This window comes from Aminobacter niigataensis, from assembly GCF_014200015.1.
GTDB classification, from domain to species: Bacteria; Pseudomonadota; Alphaproteobacteria; order Rhizobiales; family Rhizobiaceae; genus Aminobacter; species Aminobacter niigataensis.
Genome location: NZ_JACHOT010000001.1, coordinates 1,876,337 through 1,891,214, shown reverse-complemented (window position 1 = coordinate 1,891,214; position 14,878 = coordinate 1,876,337). Strand labels below are relative to the sequence as shown.

At 66.1% G+C, this 14,878-nt stretch carries 13 protein-coding genes; 6 read left to right on the top strand and 7 right to left on the bottom strand.

Going from position 1 to position 14,878, the window contains the following annotated elements:
• Positions 1 to 9: 9 nt before the first annotated feature.
• On the bottom strand, positions 10 to 621 hold the full coding sequence (locus GGQ99_RS09420; RefSeq protein WP_108608726.1) for an LOG family protein: 612 nt from the start codon (positions 619 to 621) through the stop codon (positions 10 to 12).
• A 109-nt stretch (positions 622 to 730) separates the two neighbouring features.
• Between GGQ99_RS09420 and GGQ99_RS09415 the strand changes: the two genes are divergently transcribed.
• The 3 genes from GGQ99_RS09415 (at position 731) to GGQ99_RS09405 (ending at position 4,414) form a co-directional block, all read left to right on the top strand.
• Positions 731 to 2,095, top strand: a complete 1,365-nt coding sequence (locus GGQ99_RS09415) for a LysM peptidoglycan-binding domain-containing protein (RefSeq protein ID WP_183262219.1) — start codon at positions 731 to 733, stop codon at positions 2,093 to 2,095.
• 70 nt (positions 2,096 to 2,165) lie between these two features.
• Positions 2,166 to 2,504, top strand: coding sequence for an ArsR/SmtB family transcription factor (locus GGQ99_RS09410; protein WP_183262217.1), 339 nt, complete (start codon positions 2,166 to 2,168; stop codon positions 2,502 to 2,504).
• Between the two features lie 14 nt (positions 2,505 to 2,518).
• A complete protein-coding gene (locus GGQ99_RS09405) occupies positions 2,519 to 4,414 on the top strand; it encodes an ATP-binding cassette domain-containing protein (RefSeq protein WP_183262215.1) in 1,896 nt (631 codons plus the stop codon).
• 6 nt (positions 4,415 to 4,420) lie between these two features.
• Here the strand turns inward: GGQ99_RS09405 and GGQ99_RS09400 are convergent, their stop codons facing one another.
• The gene (locus GGQ99_RS09400) at positions 4,421 to 5,797 is read right to left on the bottom strand and encodes an Rrf2 family transcriptional regulator (protein ID WP_183262212.1); all 1,377 of its coding nucleotides are present in this window, start codon (positions 5,795 to 5,797) and stop codon (positions 4,421 to 4,423) included.
• Positions 5,798 to 5,946: 149 nt separating this feature from the next.
• Here GGQ99_RS09400 and GGQ99_RS09395 point away from each other — a divergent pair, with 149 nt between their 5' ends.
• Together GGQ99_RS09395 and GGQ99_RS09390 are read left to right on the top strand one after the other, a co-directional pair.
• Complete coding sequence (locus GGQ99_RS09395; RefSeq protein ID WP_108608721.1) at positions 5,947 to 6,645, top strand: phosphatidylserine decarboxylase; 699 nt, start codon at positions 5,947 to 5,949, stop codon at positions 6,643 to 6,645.
• Positions 6,645 to 7,496 (top strand): CDP-alcohol phosphatidyltransferase family protein, encoded by an 852-nt coding sequence (locus tag GGQ99_RS09390; protein ID WP_183262210.1) that lies wholly within the window; start codon positions 6,645 to 6,647, stop codon positions 7,494 to 7,496. The genes GGQ99_RS09395 and GGQ99_RS09390 overlap by 1 nt, the downstream gene beginning before the upstream one ends.
• Here GGQ99_RS09390 and GGQ99_RS09385 read toward each other — a convergent pair.
• Both GGQ99_RS09385 and GGQ99_RS09380 read right to left on the bottom strand, forming a co-directional pair.
• Positions 7,493 to 9,712: an AMP-binding protein gene (locus tag GGQ99_RS09385; protein ID WP_183262208.1), complete on the bottom strand. Its 2,220-nt coding sequence runs from the start codon at positions 9,710 to 9,712 to the stop codon at positions 7,493 to 7,495. The genes GGQ99_RS09390 and GGQ99_RS09385 overlap by 4 nt on opposite strands.
• A gap of 225 nt (positions 9,713 to 9,937) precedes the next feature.
• Entirely contained in the window at positions 9,938 to 10,858 is a 921-nt protein-coding gene (locus GGQ99_RS09380; RefSeq protein ID WP_183262206.1) for a DMT family transporter, read from the bottom strand.
• A gap of 112 nt (positions 10,859 to 10,970) precedes the next feature.
• Here GGQ99_RS09380 and GGQ99_RS09375 point away from each other — a divergent pair, with 112 nt between their 5' ends.
• Positions 10,971 to 11,477, top strand: a complete 507-nt coding sequence (locus tag GGQ99_RS09375; protein WP_108609968.1) for an OsmC family protein — start codon at positions 10,971 to 10,973, stop codon at positions 11,475 to 11,477.
• 16 nt (positions 11,478 to 11,493) lie between these two features.
• Here the strand turns inward: GGQ99_RS09375 and GGQ99_RS09370 are convergent, their stop codons facing one another.
• From GGQ99_RS09370 to GGQ99_RS09360, 3 genes are all read right to left on the bottom strand, one after another.
• Complete coding sequence (locus tag GGQ99_RS09370) at positions 11,494 to 12,117, bottom strand: hypothetical protein (protein WP_183262203.1); 624 nt, start codon at positions 12,115 to 12,117, stop codon at positions 11,494 to 11,496.
• 83 nt (positions 12,118 to 12,200) lie between these two features.
• Positions 12,201 to 13,967, bottom strand: a complete 1,767-nt coding sequence (locus GGQ99_RS09365) for an SLC13 family permease (RefSeq protein ID WP_108608716.1) — start codon at positions 13,965 to 13,967, stop codon at positions 12,201 to 12,203.
• 121 nt (positions 13,968 to 14,088) lie between these two features.
• Positions 14,089 to 14,835 carry an SDR family NAD(P)-dependent oxidoreductase gene (locus GGQ99_RS09360; protein WP_183262202.1) on the bottom strand — a complete coding sequence of 249 codons (747 nt, stop codon included), beginning with the start codon at positions 14,833 to 14,835 and terminating at the stop codon, positions 14,089 to 14,091.
• Positions 14,836 to 14,878 lie beyond the last annotated feature (43 nt).

Genomic DNA, 14,878 nt, shown 5'->3' with positions numbered 1-14,878 from the left:
TCCCTAAGGTCACATCTTGTCGATGAGCGACTGCACGCCCTCGGTGGGTGTGGAATCGCTGCCGGCCGCGACCAGGATGGCCGAGACCACGGCCTCCGGCTCGTCGATCACCAGCGGCTGGACCAGATGCGAGGTGTGCACGAAGCCCTCGGCCTTCATGTGGTCGAGCAGCGCCAGCATCGGATCCCAGAAGCCTTTGACGTTGGCAAAGACGATCGGCTTGCGATGATGGCCGAGCTGCGCCCAGGTCATGATCTCGACGATCTCCTCGACCGTGCCGATTCCGCCCGGCAGCGCCACGAATGCGTCCGATTTCTCGAACATAAGGTGCTTGCGCTCGTGCATGTTGTCGGTGATGACGGTTTCGTCGAGCCTGGTCAGCGCGGTTTCGGTCGCTTCCTTGTTCATCAGGAAGCGCGGGATGATGCCGGTGACCTTGCCGCCGGCGCGCAGCGCGCCATCGGCGACCGCACCCATGATGCCTTTGGTGCCGCCGCCATAGACCAGCCGCAGGCCGGCCTTGGCGATCGAGTGGCCGAGCAGATGGCCGGCCTTTATGTAGACTTCGTCGCGGCCCGGCGAGGAGCCGCAATAGACGCAAATGGATCGAATCTTGTTCATGGCCTGATTGGGTATTGCGTCTGCTGGCAGGGTCAAGCCCGCACGGGCTTTTTCTTGTCGCTGCCGGCAAAACAAGGTAGACCCGTTGCGCGGCTAGGGGCAGGGAAATATGGCGATTAATCCGTTGAAGATATTCCTATTGGCAGCCGGCGGCTCGGCCGCGGCAGCCACGGTTGCGTATGTGTCGGGCGCGCTCGATCCCTATCTCGCGCCGCCGGCTGCGATAGCCTCGTTGCCGGCGCCGAACTCGACCGCGCCAGCCGCCGACAAGCCGGCCGAGCCGGCCGAGCCGTCAGCCGAGGCGGCGGCGCCCGCTGCTCCGGCGGTCGTAGCACCTTCCTTCGATGTCGTGCGTGTCGAGGACAATGGCGCTGTCGTGATCGCCGGCAAGGCTGCGGGTGGTTCCAAGGTCGAGATCGTGACCGGTTCGCAGGTGATCGGCGCGGCGGTGGCCGGCGCCGACGGTGATTTCGCCGTCGTGCTGGACAAGCCGCTGAAGCCTGGCGACTACCAGATCGTGCTGCGTGCCACTGCGCCCGACAATGTCGTGGCGACGTCGACCGAGACGGCCGTGGTGACCGTGCCCTCCGAGCCGGGCGGTCAGGTGCTGGCGCTGGTGGAGGAGCCGGGCAAGCCGGCGGAACTGATCACCGTGCCCAAGCCTGCCGAGGCGCCGGCAAAGCTGCCCACGGCCGAGCAGTCCGCCAACGCGCCCGCGACCACGCCCGAAGCACAGACTGCGCCGCAACCGGCACCGGCCAAATCGGCGACAGCCGCCGCCGAAGCCAAGGTGGTGGTCGAGGCGGTCGAGATCGAGGGCAAGAAGATCTTCATCGCCGGTGCCGCCGATGCCGGCCGCAAGGTGCGCGCCTATGCCAACGAGATTCTCATCGGCGAAACGCAGACCTCGCCGGACGGGCGCTTCCTGATCGAGGCGGAGCGCGAACTGCCCGTGGGCGACTACATCATCCGCGTCGACGCGCTCGAGCCGGATGGCGTCAAGGTGGTGGCACGCGCTGCTGTCCCGTTCCAGCGCGAGCCGGGTGAGTCGATTGCAGCCGTTGCGCCGCAGGAACCGGTCCAGCAGCCGGCAGCGGCACAGCAGCCCGAGGCCAAGTCTGACGCGTCGACGCCGTCAACGGCCGAAACGCCAGCCGCGCCAGCGGCATCTGAAGCAAAACCCGCCGATGTCGCCGCCGCACCGGCAGCGCCCGAGGCGACAGCCCCAAAGCTGGAGGCGGTCAACGGCGCCGTGATCATCCGGCGCGGCGATTCCCTGTGGCGGATCTCGCGCCGCGTCTACGGCCATGGCGTGCGCTATTCGAACATCTATCTCGCCAATCAGGACCAGATCCGCGATCCCGACCGCATCTGGCCGGGGCAGGTGTTCCGCGTCCCGGAAAAGTCCAAGGAGGGCGAGGCCGCCAACATGGACGCCATGGGCGAGCAGGCGATGCCGACGCCCAAACCATAGGACTTCGGGCACGGCATCTCACCCCATTCGGGTTGCGCGGAATGCATTCATCGTCTATCGTCGATGAACGATGAAATCATTCTCCGCCAGGCAGAACTGCCGCGCACCATCCGTCGAGGATGTGGCGCACAAGCTTGCCGCCCTCTCGCATCCGGCACGGCTTGAAATCCTGCAGCGGCTGGGCGGCGGCAGGTCGTGCTGCTGCAAGGAAGTGGTCGAGCATCTCGACCTTGCGCAATCGACGGTTTCGCAACACCTGAAAATCCTCGTCGAGGCGGGACTGGTCCGCTATGCGCCGGAGCGCCAACGCTCGCGCTATCAGATCGACCAGGCGGCCCTGGCCGCCGTTTCCGCATCCGTCTCGGCGCTCGTCGAATCCTGCTGCGCCGGTGAAGGCGCGGACATCTAATCAAGGCAAGAACAGTGGCTAACAAGACCGTCTCCGCCGAACGCGGCTCGACTTTCAGCACGATCAGGAACCTTTGGCCCTATATGTGGCCGGAGGACCGGCCCGATCTCAGGGCGCGTGTCGTCTGGGCGACCGTGTTTCTGGTCGTTGCCAAGCTGACGCTGGTGGCAGGGCCCTATTTCTTCAAATGGGCGACCGATGCGCTGGCCGGCGACCAGCGCTCGCCGTTGCCGCTGCCGGCGTTCCTGGTGGCACCGGTGATGCTGGTGGTTGCCTTCAATGTCGTCCGCATCGTCCAACTCGGCTTCAATCAGCTGCGCGACGCACTGTTTGCCCGCGTCGGGCAATATGCGGTGCGGCAGCTAGCGCACCGCACCTTCGTGCACATGCACCAGCTGTCGCTGCGCTTCCATCTCGAGCGCCGCACCGGCGGGCTGTCGCGCATCATCGAGCGCGGCACCAAAGGCATCGAGACGATCGTCCGTTTCACCATCCTGAACACCGCGCCGACGGTGCTCGAATTCGCGCTGACGGCCGGCATCTTCGGCTTCGCCTATGGCTGGAAATATGTGGCGGTCGTGGCCGCCACCGTCTGGATCTACACCTGGTTCACGGTGCGGGCGAGCGACTGGCGCATCGGCATCCGCCGCGAGATGAACGATTCCGACACCGACGCCAACACCAAGGCGATCGACTCGCTGCTCAATTTCGAGACGGTGAAGTACTTCAACAACGAGGCCATGGAGGCCGAGCGCTTCGACCGCTCGATGGCGCGCTACGAAACGGCGGCAACCCGCATCTGGACGTCGCTCGGCTGGCTGAACTTCGGCCAGGGCGTCATCTTCGGCATCGGCATGACCATCGTCATGGCCATGTCGGCAATGGAGGTCATGGCCGGCACCCAGACCGTGGGTGATTTCGTCTTCATCAACGCCATGCTGATGCAGCTTTCGGTGCCGCTCAACTTCATCGGCTTCATCTATCGAGAAATCCGCCAGGGCCTGACCGACATCGAGCAGATGTTCGACCTGCTCGACGTCGCGCAGGAGGTGGTAGACAAGCCGGGCGCCCGGGCGCTGGGGATCGGAACCGGCCGGATCGAGTTCCGCGACGTGCATTTTGCCTATGATCCCAACCGGCAGATCCTCAAGGGCGTCAGCTTCGAGGTTCCGGCCGGCAAGACGGTGGCGATCGTCGGCCCTTCGGGCGCCGGCAAGTCGACGATCTCCAGGCTGCTGTTCCGCTTCTACGACATTCAGCAGGGCGCGATCCTGATCGACGGCCAGGACATTCGCGACGTCAGCCAGGAGAGCCTGCGCGGCGCGATCGGCATGGTGCCGCAGGACACTGTGCTGTTCAACGACACCATCGCCTACAATATCCGCTACGGCCGCGTGAACGCCGACGAGGAGGATGTGCGCAAGGCGGCCGAACTGGCGCAGATAGCCGGTTTCATCCAGCGCCTGCCCGACGGCTACAAGGCGATGGTCGGCGAGCGCGGCCTGAAGCTCTCGGGCGGCGAAAAGCAGCGCGTGGCGATTGCCCGCACCATCCTCAAGGCGCCGCCGATTCTGATGCTGGACGAGGCGACGTCAGCGCTGGACACCCAGACCGAGCAGGAAATCCAGAGCGCGCTCGACCTGGTCAGCAAGGGCCGCACGACGCTGGTCATTGCGCACCGTCTGTCGACGGTCATTTCAGCGGACGAGATCATCGTGCTGGCCGACGGCAGCATAGCCGAGCGCGGCACCCATGCCGAATTGCTCGGCAAGCGCGGCCTCTACGCCTCGATGTGGGACCGCCAGCGCGAAGCGACCGAGGCCGAGGAACGGCTGCGCCAGGCCCGCGAGGGCGACGAACTCGGCGTCGTCGTGCGTCGCCGCACCCCCGAGGTCACCGACGGCGCCTGATACCGGTCAGGCAGCTGTTGCGTTCAGCGACGTTGCTGCGTCCTCTTCGATCAGCGACCGGTGGATGGCAAGCGCTGCAAAGACGCCGTCCGCCGAAGCAAGCGTGATGTTGTGCATTTCGGTGGCGGCATCGCCCGCGGCAAAGACGTTGCGGACCGTCGTCTGCTTGAAGCCGTCGGTGCGGATCTTGACGCCAAGGCGCGTCTCGTCGAACGCGCAGCCGATCTGTTGCGCCAGCGGGCTGGCCATGCGCAAGGGCGCTCCGATGAACAGGGCCTTGACCGGCACCAGCCTGCCGTCGGCAAGGCGCACACCGTCGATCCCAGGGGCGGAGCCTTCGACCGCCGTGAAAGGCGTGTCCTCGATCCGGACGTTGCGGGCGGACAGCAGCGCGGCGGTGGCTTCGTCGAGCGGGAAGTTCGCGTCGGCAAAGTAGGTCGTGTCGCCCCAGTCGGCCAGAAGCGATGCCTGGTGATGGGAAAGTGCCGTGGTGGCGAGCACGCCGATCGGCCCACCGCCGATTTCATAGGCGTGGCAATACGGGCAGTGCAGCACCGTCTCGCCCCAGCGCTCGGCGAGGCCGGGAATGGCCGGCAGGTCGTCGCGCACACCCGTCGCGATGAGCATGCGTCGGCCCTGATGCAGCGTCCCGTCGGCAAGCCTGACCGCGATGCCTTCTTCCGTCGTCTCGGCTGCGACTGCCTCGCCGGAGACGAGCGAGGCGGATGGATAGGCTAGAAACTGCGCCCTGGCCTCTGCGAGGAGCTCGCCACCGGCGCGACCGTCATGCCCGAGCACGCCGTGTGAACGGGCGGCGAAGCGGTTGCGCGGCATGCCGGCGTCGATCACCAGCACCCGCCTGCGGGTACGGGCCAGGACCAGTGCTCCGGCGAGGCCGGCAAAGCTGCCGCCGACGATGATGGCGTCATGCTGCATCGTGATTTCCTTTTGCATGTTGTGCGTGGCCATCCGGCGGCTGAAATCGGCGGCGAGATCGCTGAGCCGTATCTGCCCGAACCGTTCGAGCAGCAGGGCCTGCGCCTCGCGGAAGGTGTCGTCGAGTGCGTGATTGACCGCCTGTTCGACCAGGCAGCCTGGGTTTTCGGTGGCTGGGCTGAGCGGCAGCAGCACCGGTTCGCCCAATGCCAGGTGGATGTCGCGCAGGCTGACCGAGGCGAGGTCGCGCACGAGCGTCCAGCCGCCGCCATGGCCCCGCTCCGACGTCACGAAACCGGCCTCCCGCAGGCCGGCCATCGTCCGGCGCACGACCACCGGATTGGTGCGCAGGCACAAGGCGAGATGGTCCGATGTCATCGGCTTGCCGTGATCTGCCATGTGAAGCAGGGCATGCAATGTCGCGGAAAGGCGGCTGTCGTGTTTCATGTAACTTTTATAGTTACGAAACTTCTGGAGATCAAGCAGGCGATGCTGCCCCTGGCGTCACCTGACCACCGGCCGGCAATGTCGCGTTGCGGCGGCCAGAGCTTTCCGGTAAGCACTCCGGGACTTCAACAGCAACGGCCACCCCTTTCATGAGCATAGCCGACACGATCCGCAACGCCTTCGTTCCGGTCCATCGCGAGGGGTATCCCTTCATTGCCGGATTCGCGGCGGTCGCCGTCCTGCTGGGCTTCTTCTCGACGTCGCTGTTCTGGATCGGGGCGATTCTCACCGCCTGGTGCGCCTATTTCTACCGCGACCCCGAGCGCGTGACCCCTGTTGACGACAAGCTCGTGGTCAGCCCCGCCGATGGCGTGGTTTCGGCCGTCGGCCCGGCCGTGCCGCCGCGCGAACTCGGTCTCGGCAATGCCGAGATGACGCGCATCTCGGTGTTCATGAATGTCTTCTCCGTCCACGTGAACCGCGCACCGGTGCGCGGCAAGATCGTCCGCATCGAGCACCGTCCGGGCAAATTCCTCAACGCCGAGCTCGACAAGGCAAGCCAGGAAAACGAACGCAACGGCGTCGTCATCGACAGCCCCAACGGCCAGGTCGCCGCAGTCCAGATCGCCGGCCTCGTGGCGCGGCGCATCGTCTGCTGGGCCGATGTCGGTGGCAACATCGCGGTGGGCGAGCGTTTCGGCCTGATCCGCTTCGGCTCGCGCGTCGATGTGTTCCTGCCCGCGGCAGCTGTTCCGCGCGTCGCCGTCGGCCAGACCGCGGTGGCTGGCGAAACCATCCTCGCCGAATTCGGCGGCGCCAGCCACGCACCGCTGGTGCGGGTCTCCTGATGGTGGCGCCGTTCAAGCCCTTCGAACCACATGGCAGCGGCGGACCGCGCATCCGCGAAATTCCGCTGCGCATGGTGCTGCCCAACCTCATCACCGTGCTGGCGATCTGCGCTGGGCTTTCCGGCATTCGGCTCGCCTTCCAGGACCGGTTTGAACCGGCCGTAGTGATGGTGCTGCTGGCAGCCTTCCTCGACGGCATCGATGGCCGTCTGGCGCGCATGCTGAAGGCGACCTCGAGGTTCGGCGCGCAGATGGATTCGCTCGCCGACATCGTCAATTTCGGCGTCGTTCCGGCATTGGTGCTCTATGCCTACCTGCTCGACAAGGCCGGATCCCTGGGCTGGATCGCGACGTTGCTTTTCGCCATCGCCATGGGCCTGAGGCTGGCGCGTTTCAACGTGCTCGACGAAGACCTCGATCGCCCGGCTTGGCAGGCCGAGTATTTCGTCGGCGTGCCGGCGCCGATCGGGGCCATCACCTTGATGCTGCCGATGTATCTCGGCTTCCTCGGCCTCGAGGGCACGCGCACGGTGGCCTATGTCGCCACCGGCTTCGCCATCCTCGTCGCCTTCCTGCTGGTCAGCCGGTTGCCTGTCTATTCCGGCAAGAAGCTGAGCATTCGCAGGGAATACCTGCTGCCCGTCATGCTGGTTGCGGTATTCTACGTGCTGCTTCTGACAGTCTATCCCTGGCAGACGCTGACGGCGTCGGTGATCGGCTACCTGATCTTCCTGCCGCTGAGCGCCAGTGCCTATGCACGACGGGCGAGGATCGAGGGCGAGAAGGCAGTGGCTGCCACAGCCGAGGCTGAGACAGCCGACGTCTCGGACCAGACCAAGCCGGCAAACTAGGCTGCCAGCCCCAGTCGCTCGATGGCCATGTGGCGCGCGGCGACATAGTCGGTCTTGCCGGAGCCGAGCACCGGGATTTCGCGCACCTTGATGATGTCGTGCGGGACCATCAGGTCGGCGGCCCCGGCTTGCTTGCCGTAAAGGCGCAAGGTTTCGGGATCGGCATTGCCGGCGGTGGTGACGAGCACGATGCGCTCGCCCTTGCGCTTGTCGGGAACGGCAACGGCAGCGTGGCGTTCCTCCGGCCACAGAGCCTGCACCAGCATCTCGACGGCGCCGAGCGAGACCATCTCGCCGGCGATCTTGGCGAAACGCTTGGCCCGGCCGCGGATGGTAACGAAGCCCTCGCGGTCAACCGAGACGATGTCGCCGCTGTCGTGCCAGCCTTCGAGCGGCTGCAACTCGCCGGGCCGGTCGGCGGTCATGTATCCCATCATCAGATTGGGGCCGTTGAGCCAGAGCCGCCCGCCTTCGCTGACGCCTTCGACCTCTTCGAGCCGCATGCGCATGCCGGGCAAGAGGCGTCCCACCGTGCCGTCGCGGCCATGGGTCGCCGTATTGACGGCCACCACCGGCGCTGCCTCGGTCAGGCCGAAGCCTTCGATGATCTCGGCGCCGAATCGCTCGCGCCAGACGCGCCGTGTTTCCGGCCGTACCGGCTCGGCGCCGGCCACGACGAAACGCAGGCTGGAGAAATCGCCATCCTCGGCAGTCCGGGCATAGGCGGCAAGGAAGGTGTCGGTCCCGAACATGATGGTCGGGCGAATCTTGCGCGCGACGTCCGGGATGAGCTTGTAGTGCAACGGCGAGGGGTAGAGGAACAGCCGCACCCCGGTGATCAGCGGCAGGATGGTGCCGCCGGTGAGGCCGAAGGAGTGGAAGACCGGCAGCACGTTGAACAGCTTGTCGGCCGGCGAGATGGCAATGCGGGCCTCGGCCTGCATGGCGTTGGCGACCAGGTTGCGGTGCGAGAGCACGACGGCCTTGGGCATGCCTTCGGAGCCCGAGGTAAACAGGATGACGGCCGGCCTGGAGGCGACCTGGGGTTGCAGCGGGCGCCGCCATTGCGCGGCCGCGGCGGCCTTTTCGAAGGTCGTGATGCTGTCGCGCAGCTCTTCCAGCCAGATCATCCGCGCGCCGGCCTGTTCGGCGGCAGCGACGATGTCGGCGAGGTCGGCCTTCTGGATGAAGGCGCGCGACGAGACGATTGTCTTGATGGCAGCCGTCTTCACCGCCGAGGCGACATTGGTGGCGCCGGCGGTATAGTTGATCATGGCGGCCACGCGCCCTGCCGAGATGAGACCGAGCATGGTCAGCACCACGCCATTGGCATTGGGCAACAGTATGCCGACCGCTTCGCCCGGGCTGGTCAGGCCCTCGAGGCGTTTGCCCAGCACGCGCGCCCCGGTCAGGAGCTTGCGGTAGCTGAGCGCGCCGCTGACGACGTCCTCAACGATCTGGCGCGAGGCGCCGTAGCGGCCGGCGGCATCGCACACTGCGTGGAACAAGCCCCGGTCGAGATCGGTGCCGGCGAGCCGCGCTTCGGCAAAACGGTCGAACAGGGCATTGGCGGTGGTGGTCTGCGAGTAACCGGCGCGCTGGAGCAGTTCGGCCATGGTCATGGGCGCAAGCGCTGCGATCCGGAGGCGTGGGAACCAGGCGCGTGGCGCGCGTTCGGCCGGTGTCAGCGAAAACGGCAGGTGGCGCGCGCCGCTGACGAAGATCGGCACGATCCGGGCGTCGGCCTGCATGGCGATGCGGGCGACGGCGCGGAACAGGCGGAACGACTTGACGTCTGGCTCGACGGTGTCGGGCAGGTAGACGGCGAGGCGGCCCTTGCCGCGCAGTACGCGCACCAGGCGACGGCTGACGAAGACATGTTCGGCGTTGAAGGCGATGGTGCGGCCGAGCTCGCGCCACGGCTCGAGCCAGAAGGCGCGGGCGGAAGCATCGTCGAGGATGTGCAGCGTCTGCTCCGGCAGCAGGGACAGCATCAGCGCCGGTTCGAGTCGGGACTGATGCGACACGACATAGATGACCGGCGTCTCTGAATCCCGCGCCTGGCGCATGGCCTTGTCGTGGACGCGCCACACCAGCTTGAGCGGTAGATAGAGCAGCGCCTGGCGGAAGCGGATGCCGAGCGTATACGTCAGGTAGCCTGCGGCAAGCATCCATGCCGCGACAAGACCGAGCAGAATCGCACTGGCCAGGACCATGCCGCACCTCCCAATGCGCGCGACCCCCCAACCGCGCGCACTGAAACTAGACGATGCCGACGCCACGTCAATGCGCATCGTTCCCGCCATCCCCTGGGGTTCAGGACAGGAAAAAGCCGGTCTTGCGACCGGCTTAAAGCAAAGGGACGGGTGGAGGGGATGGGGGGATGGGGCAACCCGTCCTGAGGCCAATAACGCCGACCCCGCGATTTGGTTCCGCCCCGTTCAGGTTTTTTGCGATTCTTTTTCGCCGTTGGCCAGCGCGGTGGCTACAGCCCGGCTGCCGGCCCAGTCACGCCAGGCGTGCCAGAAGACGGCCGCCAGCACGATGGCACCGCCGGCGAGGCTAGCGACCGGCGGCAACTCGGCCAGGAACAGCCAGGCGAAGAAGATGCCGAACGGCACTTCGGCGGTGCCGAGCAGCCCTGCTTCGGCAGCCGGAATGCGGCGCGCGCCTTCGGTCCACAGCACCACCGCGAGGGCGAAGGTAAGGCCGAAAATGGCGAGCACAGCTATGTCCTGGCTTGGCACGGCCAGCGGATCGGTGACGAACCAGGCCGGAAAGATACCCAGGAAAGCCGAAACGGCGCCGGCCCACACCACCGATGCGTTGCGAAAGCGGCGGACGAGGGTCGCGTAAAGCGCGAATGTGAAGGTCATCAGCAGCGCCAGCATGTCGCCGAAGGCGTGGCCGCCGCCAAGCCCGGACCAGACCATGACGGCGACGCCGACGAGGCAGACCGCTGCTGCAACTGCTGTCTGGCGGCGAAAGACCTCGCCGATGATCACCCAGGCGAGCAAGGCGACGACGAACGGCACTGTCGCGTAGATGACCACGACATTGGCGACATAGGTGTTCTTGAAGGCGGCGATGAAGGCGATGCTGGCAAATGTCCCCACTATGGCAAGCATCCAGCCTTGCCAGCCGAGATCGAGGCTTTCGCCATGGCCGTCGCGTCGGCGCCAGAGGACATAAGCAGTGATCAGCAGCCCGCCGGCCAGTCCGCGCCACGAGGTGATGGTCAGGGGATCGGCGTCGATCGATTTGGTTAGGATGCCGGAAAGGCCGAAAACCGCCGCGGACAGCGTGACAAGCAACATGCCGAGCCTGTGTTCCGATGCGCCGTCGATGATGTCGGTGGCCATGCCGTCTCCTGCAAGAGAAGCTTAGTCTATCGCATCGCTCCTGCCAGCCTGCTGTCATGAGCCAAGGCACCTTGCCTATGCTAGGATCGCCATGGTTTGCCGGGAGAAGATCATGGATGCCGCGGGACTGAAGGCGCTGCAGGCGCCGCTGAAGGACGCCTATCGTGAGGATGCCGGGCGGGGGCTGATCACGCTGCGGGCCGCCGGTGCCGTCGACGACCAGTCGATTGCCTGCAAGGTTGATACGGGCAGGGCGATCGTGACCGCCGGCCTGCACCCGGCGACCGGTGGCAGCGGCATGGAGTTGTGTTCCGGTGATATGCTGCTGGAAGCGCTGGTCGCCTGTGCCGGAGTGACCTTGAAGGCGGTTGCCACGGCGTTGGAGTTCAGGCTCGGCGAAGCCAGGGTCTCGGCCGAGGGCGATCTCGACTTTCGCGGCACGCTCGGTGTCGCCAAGGACGCGCCGGTTGGCTTTCGTGCCATCAGGCTGGCCTTCAAGCTCGATACGGACGAGCCGCAGGACCGGATCGACGCGCTGATCAAGCTGACCGAGCGCTACTGCGTCGTTTTCCAGACTTTGAACGTTCGGCCGGACCTTTCGGTATCGGCCGAACGCTAGGGGTGATGCAGGCCGCTCAGTTGGTGGCGAAGCAGTAGAACAGGCCGTCGCCGCCAGTGCCCTTCAGTGCTTCCTGGCCGCATCCGCCACGCGAGGCATGCGAGGAATTCCAGGACTTCGCGGCCGCCGAATCGTCGAGCCCCATGCGGTCATGATGCCCCATCATGGCGACGCCTTCGCCGTCGCTGGTCCAGTTGTTGCAGGACTGGTCGGCGGCCTTGGTGCCGTCAGGCATCGACCCGGTCAGGATGTCGTGCTTGTTGGGCTGGTCACCGCGGCCGTTGACGGCGTTGCCCTTCTCGTCGAGCGCGGTTTCCTTGTTGATGTTGTTGGCGTCGCTGTGCAACGAGGCGACATCGTCGGCGATCTTCTGGCCCTTGGCATTCGACCATGGGCCGCTGCCGATGCGATCCTTGGCGTCGGTGTCGCTGGTCGAGAGATAGGCATGCCAGGTCTTGCCGGTCGAGCCGGCAGCTTCGGCGAGGCTTTGGCAATGCGCGTCGGCGCCTGCGAGGCCGCCGAGATTTGCGCCCTTGCCGAGGCCGGCGCTGGTCACGAAGAAGCTCATCGTGTTGTCCTGGGCGCTGGCGATGAGAAGGCCGGAGCACAGTGCCGCGGACAGGATGAGGATGCGTTTCATCGATCGTTCCTCCCAAACTTTACCGATAGACGCGCAAAGCTAGGGCGGGGCGAAATCAACGGCCAATCACGCTTGCGTGTCGCCTACATCGGCCAGACGAGGATCAGCATCGGCACCGCTACCAGGATGACCAGCAATGACAGTGGCAGCCCGAGGCGAGGATAGTCGGAGAATTTGTAGCCGCCCGGTCCCATCACCAGCGTGTTGCACTGATGGCCGATCGGTGTGAGGAAGTCGCAGCCCGCGCCGATGGCGACTGCCATCAGGAATGCTTCCGGCTGGTAACCGAGCGAACTGGCGAAGCCCGCGGCAATGGGGGCGACGACAAGCACGGTCGCGGCATTGTTGAGGAACGGCGTGACCGCCATGGCCACCACCATGATGAGGGTCAGTGCCCCTGCAGCCGGCAACCCGGCGGCGAACTCGGCAAGCCAGGCCGAAATGACGTCGGTGGCGCCCGTCCGCCGCAAGGAATCGCTGACGGGAATGAGGGCTGCCAGCATGACCAGGATCGGCCCGTCGATTGCGCCATAGACCTCGCGCAGCGGGATGACACGGAACAGGACCATGGCGACGGCAGCCGAGAAGAAAGCCAGCGGGACAGGCAGCAGGCCCAGGGCGGTCGCCGCCATCGCTGCGATCAGGATTGCCAGCGGAACGATGCCGCGGCGGACGCTGCCGAGGAGGATCGACCGCTCCGCCAGCGGCAGGCAGCCGAGTTCGCGCAGGATCTCCGGCAGGGTCTGCGGATTGCCCTGGAGAACCACCACGTCGCCCATGCGCAGCGTGACTGCACCCAGCCGCTCCTGGATGCGCTCGCCCTTGCGGCTGACGGCCAGCAGGTTGACGTTGAAACGGTCGTAGAGCGCCAGCCTTTGGGCCGACCCGCCGATCAGGCTCGAATTCTCGCCGATGACTGCTTCGACGGCCGCGGCGGCATGCTTGCCGCCGGCGGAATCGCGGCTGCCGGTGACGCTGAGCTTGGCCTGCGCCACCATGCGGTCCAGCACGTCGGGGGCGCCCTCGATCAGGAGGATGTCGCCTTCGCGCAGGATCACATCGGGAAACGGCGTGACGTGCAGCGCGCGCGACCGCAGGATCGAGGTGACGACAGCGCGGCTGCCACCGAGCTTCAGCAGATCGCCCAGCGATTTGCCGGCGACGGCGGAGTCGGCAACGATCCGGGCTTCGGTGACGTAGTTGTTGATGTCGATGGCCTCGTGGATGGAGGCCGAGGCGCGCGTACGGCTGGGCAGCAGCCAGTAGAACAGCACCAGGAAGACGATGCCGGCGGCGGCAAGGGCCGCACCCACCGGGGTGAAGTCGAACATCGAAAAGGCCTCGCCGGTCATCTCCTGGCGCACGCGCGATACGACGATGTTGGGCGAGGTGCCGATCAGCGTCATCAGGCCGCCGAGCAGCGAGCCGAACGCCATCGGCATCAGGAACACCGAGGGCGAGACATTGGAGCGGCGAGCGAACTGGAAGGCGATGGGGATCATGATCGCCAGCGCGCCGATGTTCTTTACGAAGGCGGACAGCACCGTGACGACGATGACCAGCAACGCCAGTTGCGCCCTGACGCTGGAGACATCGGGAGCGAAGCGCTGGATGGCATATTCCATGATGCCCGAGCGGGCGACGCCGGCACTGACCAGGAGCGCCGAGCCGACGATGATGACGATGTCGTCGCCAAAGCCGCTGAATGCCTTGGCCTGCGGAACGATGCTGGCCGCAACGGCGACGATCAGGGCGCCGCAGGCGACCAGATCGTAACGGAACCGACCCCAGATGAACGCCGCCATCATCAGCACGATGACGGCGAGGGACATCATCTGGTCTGTGGTCATGCGGTCGATGTCCCCACATTAATCGGATCGCGATGGTCAACGCGGCAGCGGTGGTATCGTTGCTTTGTCGGGGCAGGCAGGCCCCGAAGCGGCAAGTGCCGGGCCGGTCGGCAGAAGATGTTCAGGCTGGCTGCTGGTAGGAGACCCAGCGCTGTTCGCCGGCCTGGTAGATCAGGCCGGTCTGGGTGAGGGCAGGGTCGACCATCGGCAGGATGTGGGCTGCGACCTCGGAGGGGTGCGGCAGCGTTTCAGGGTTTTCGCCCGGCACTGCCTGGGCGCGCATCGCCGTGCGGGTGCGACCCGGGTCGAAGGCGTTGACGCGCAGCTTCAGGTTGCGGGTCTCGTCGGCCCACGAGCGCATCAGCGTCTCGGCCGCAGCCTTGGAGGCGGCGTAGGGCGCCCAGAAGGCGCGTGCGGAATGCGCGGCGTTGGAGGTGACGACGACGGCGCGGCCGGCGTCGGAGAGGCGCAGCAGCGGATCGACCGAGCGGATCAGCCGCCAGGTGCCCGTCACGTTGACCGCCATCACCTTGTCGAAGACCTTGGCTTCGACGTGGCCGATCGGGGCGATGACGCCGAGAACGGCGGCGTTCGCCACCAGGATGTCGAGCTTGCCCCAGCGTTCGTGGATCGAGCCGCCGAGCCGGTCGATGCCGGCCATGTCGGTCAGGTCGAGCGGGACCAGTGTCGCCTGGCCGCCGGCCGCCTTGATTTCGTCGTCGAGTTCTTCGAGGCCACCGACCGTGCGCGCAACCGCAATGACATGGGCGCCGGCTGCGGCCAGCTGCTTGGCTGTGTTGTAGCCGATGCCGCGCGAGGCGCCGGTGACAAGGGCGATGCGGCCGGAGAGGTCGGGAATGGTGGTCATGAGGGCACCCAATTCGAACTTGTCGATCCGCTGCCTGATAGGA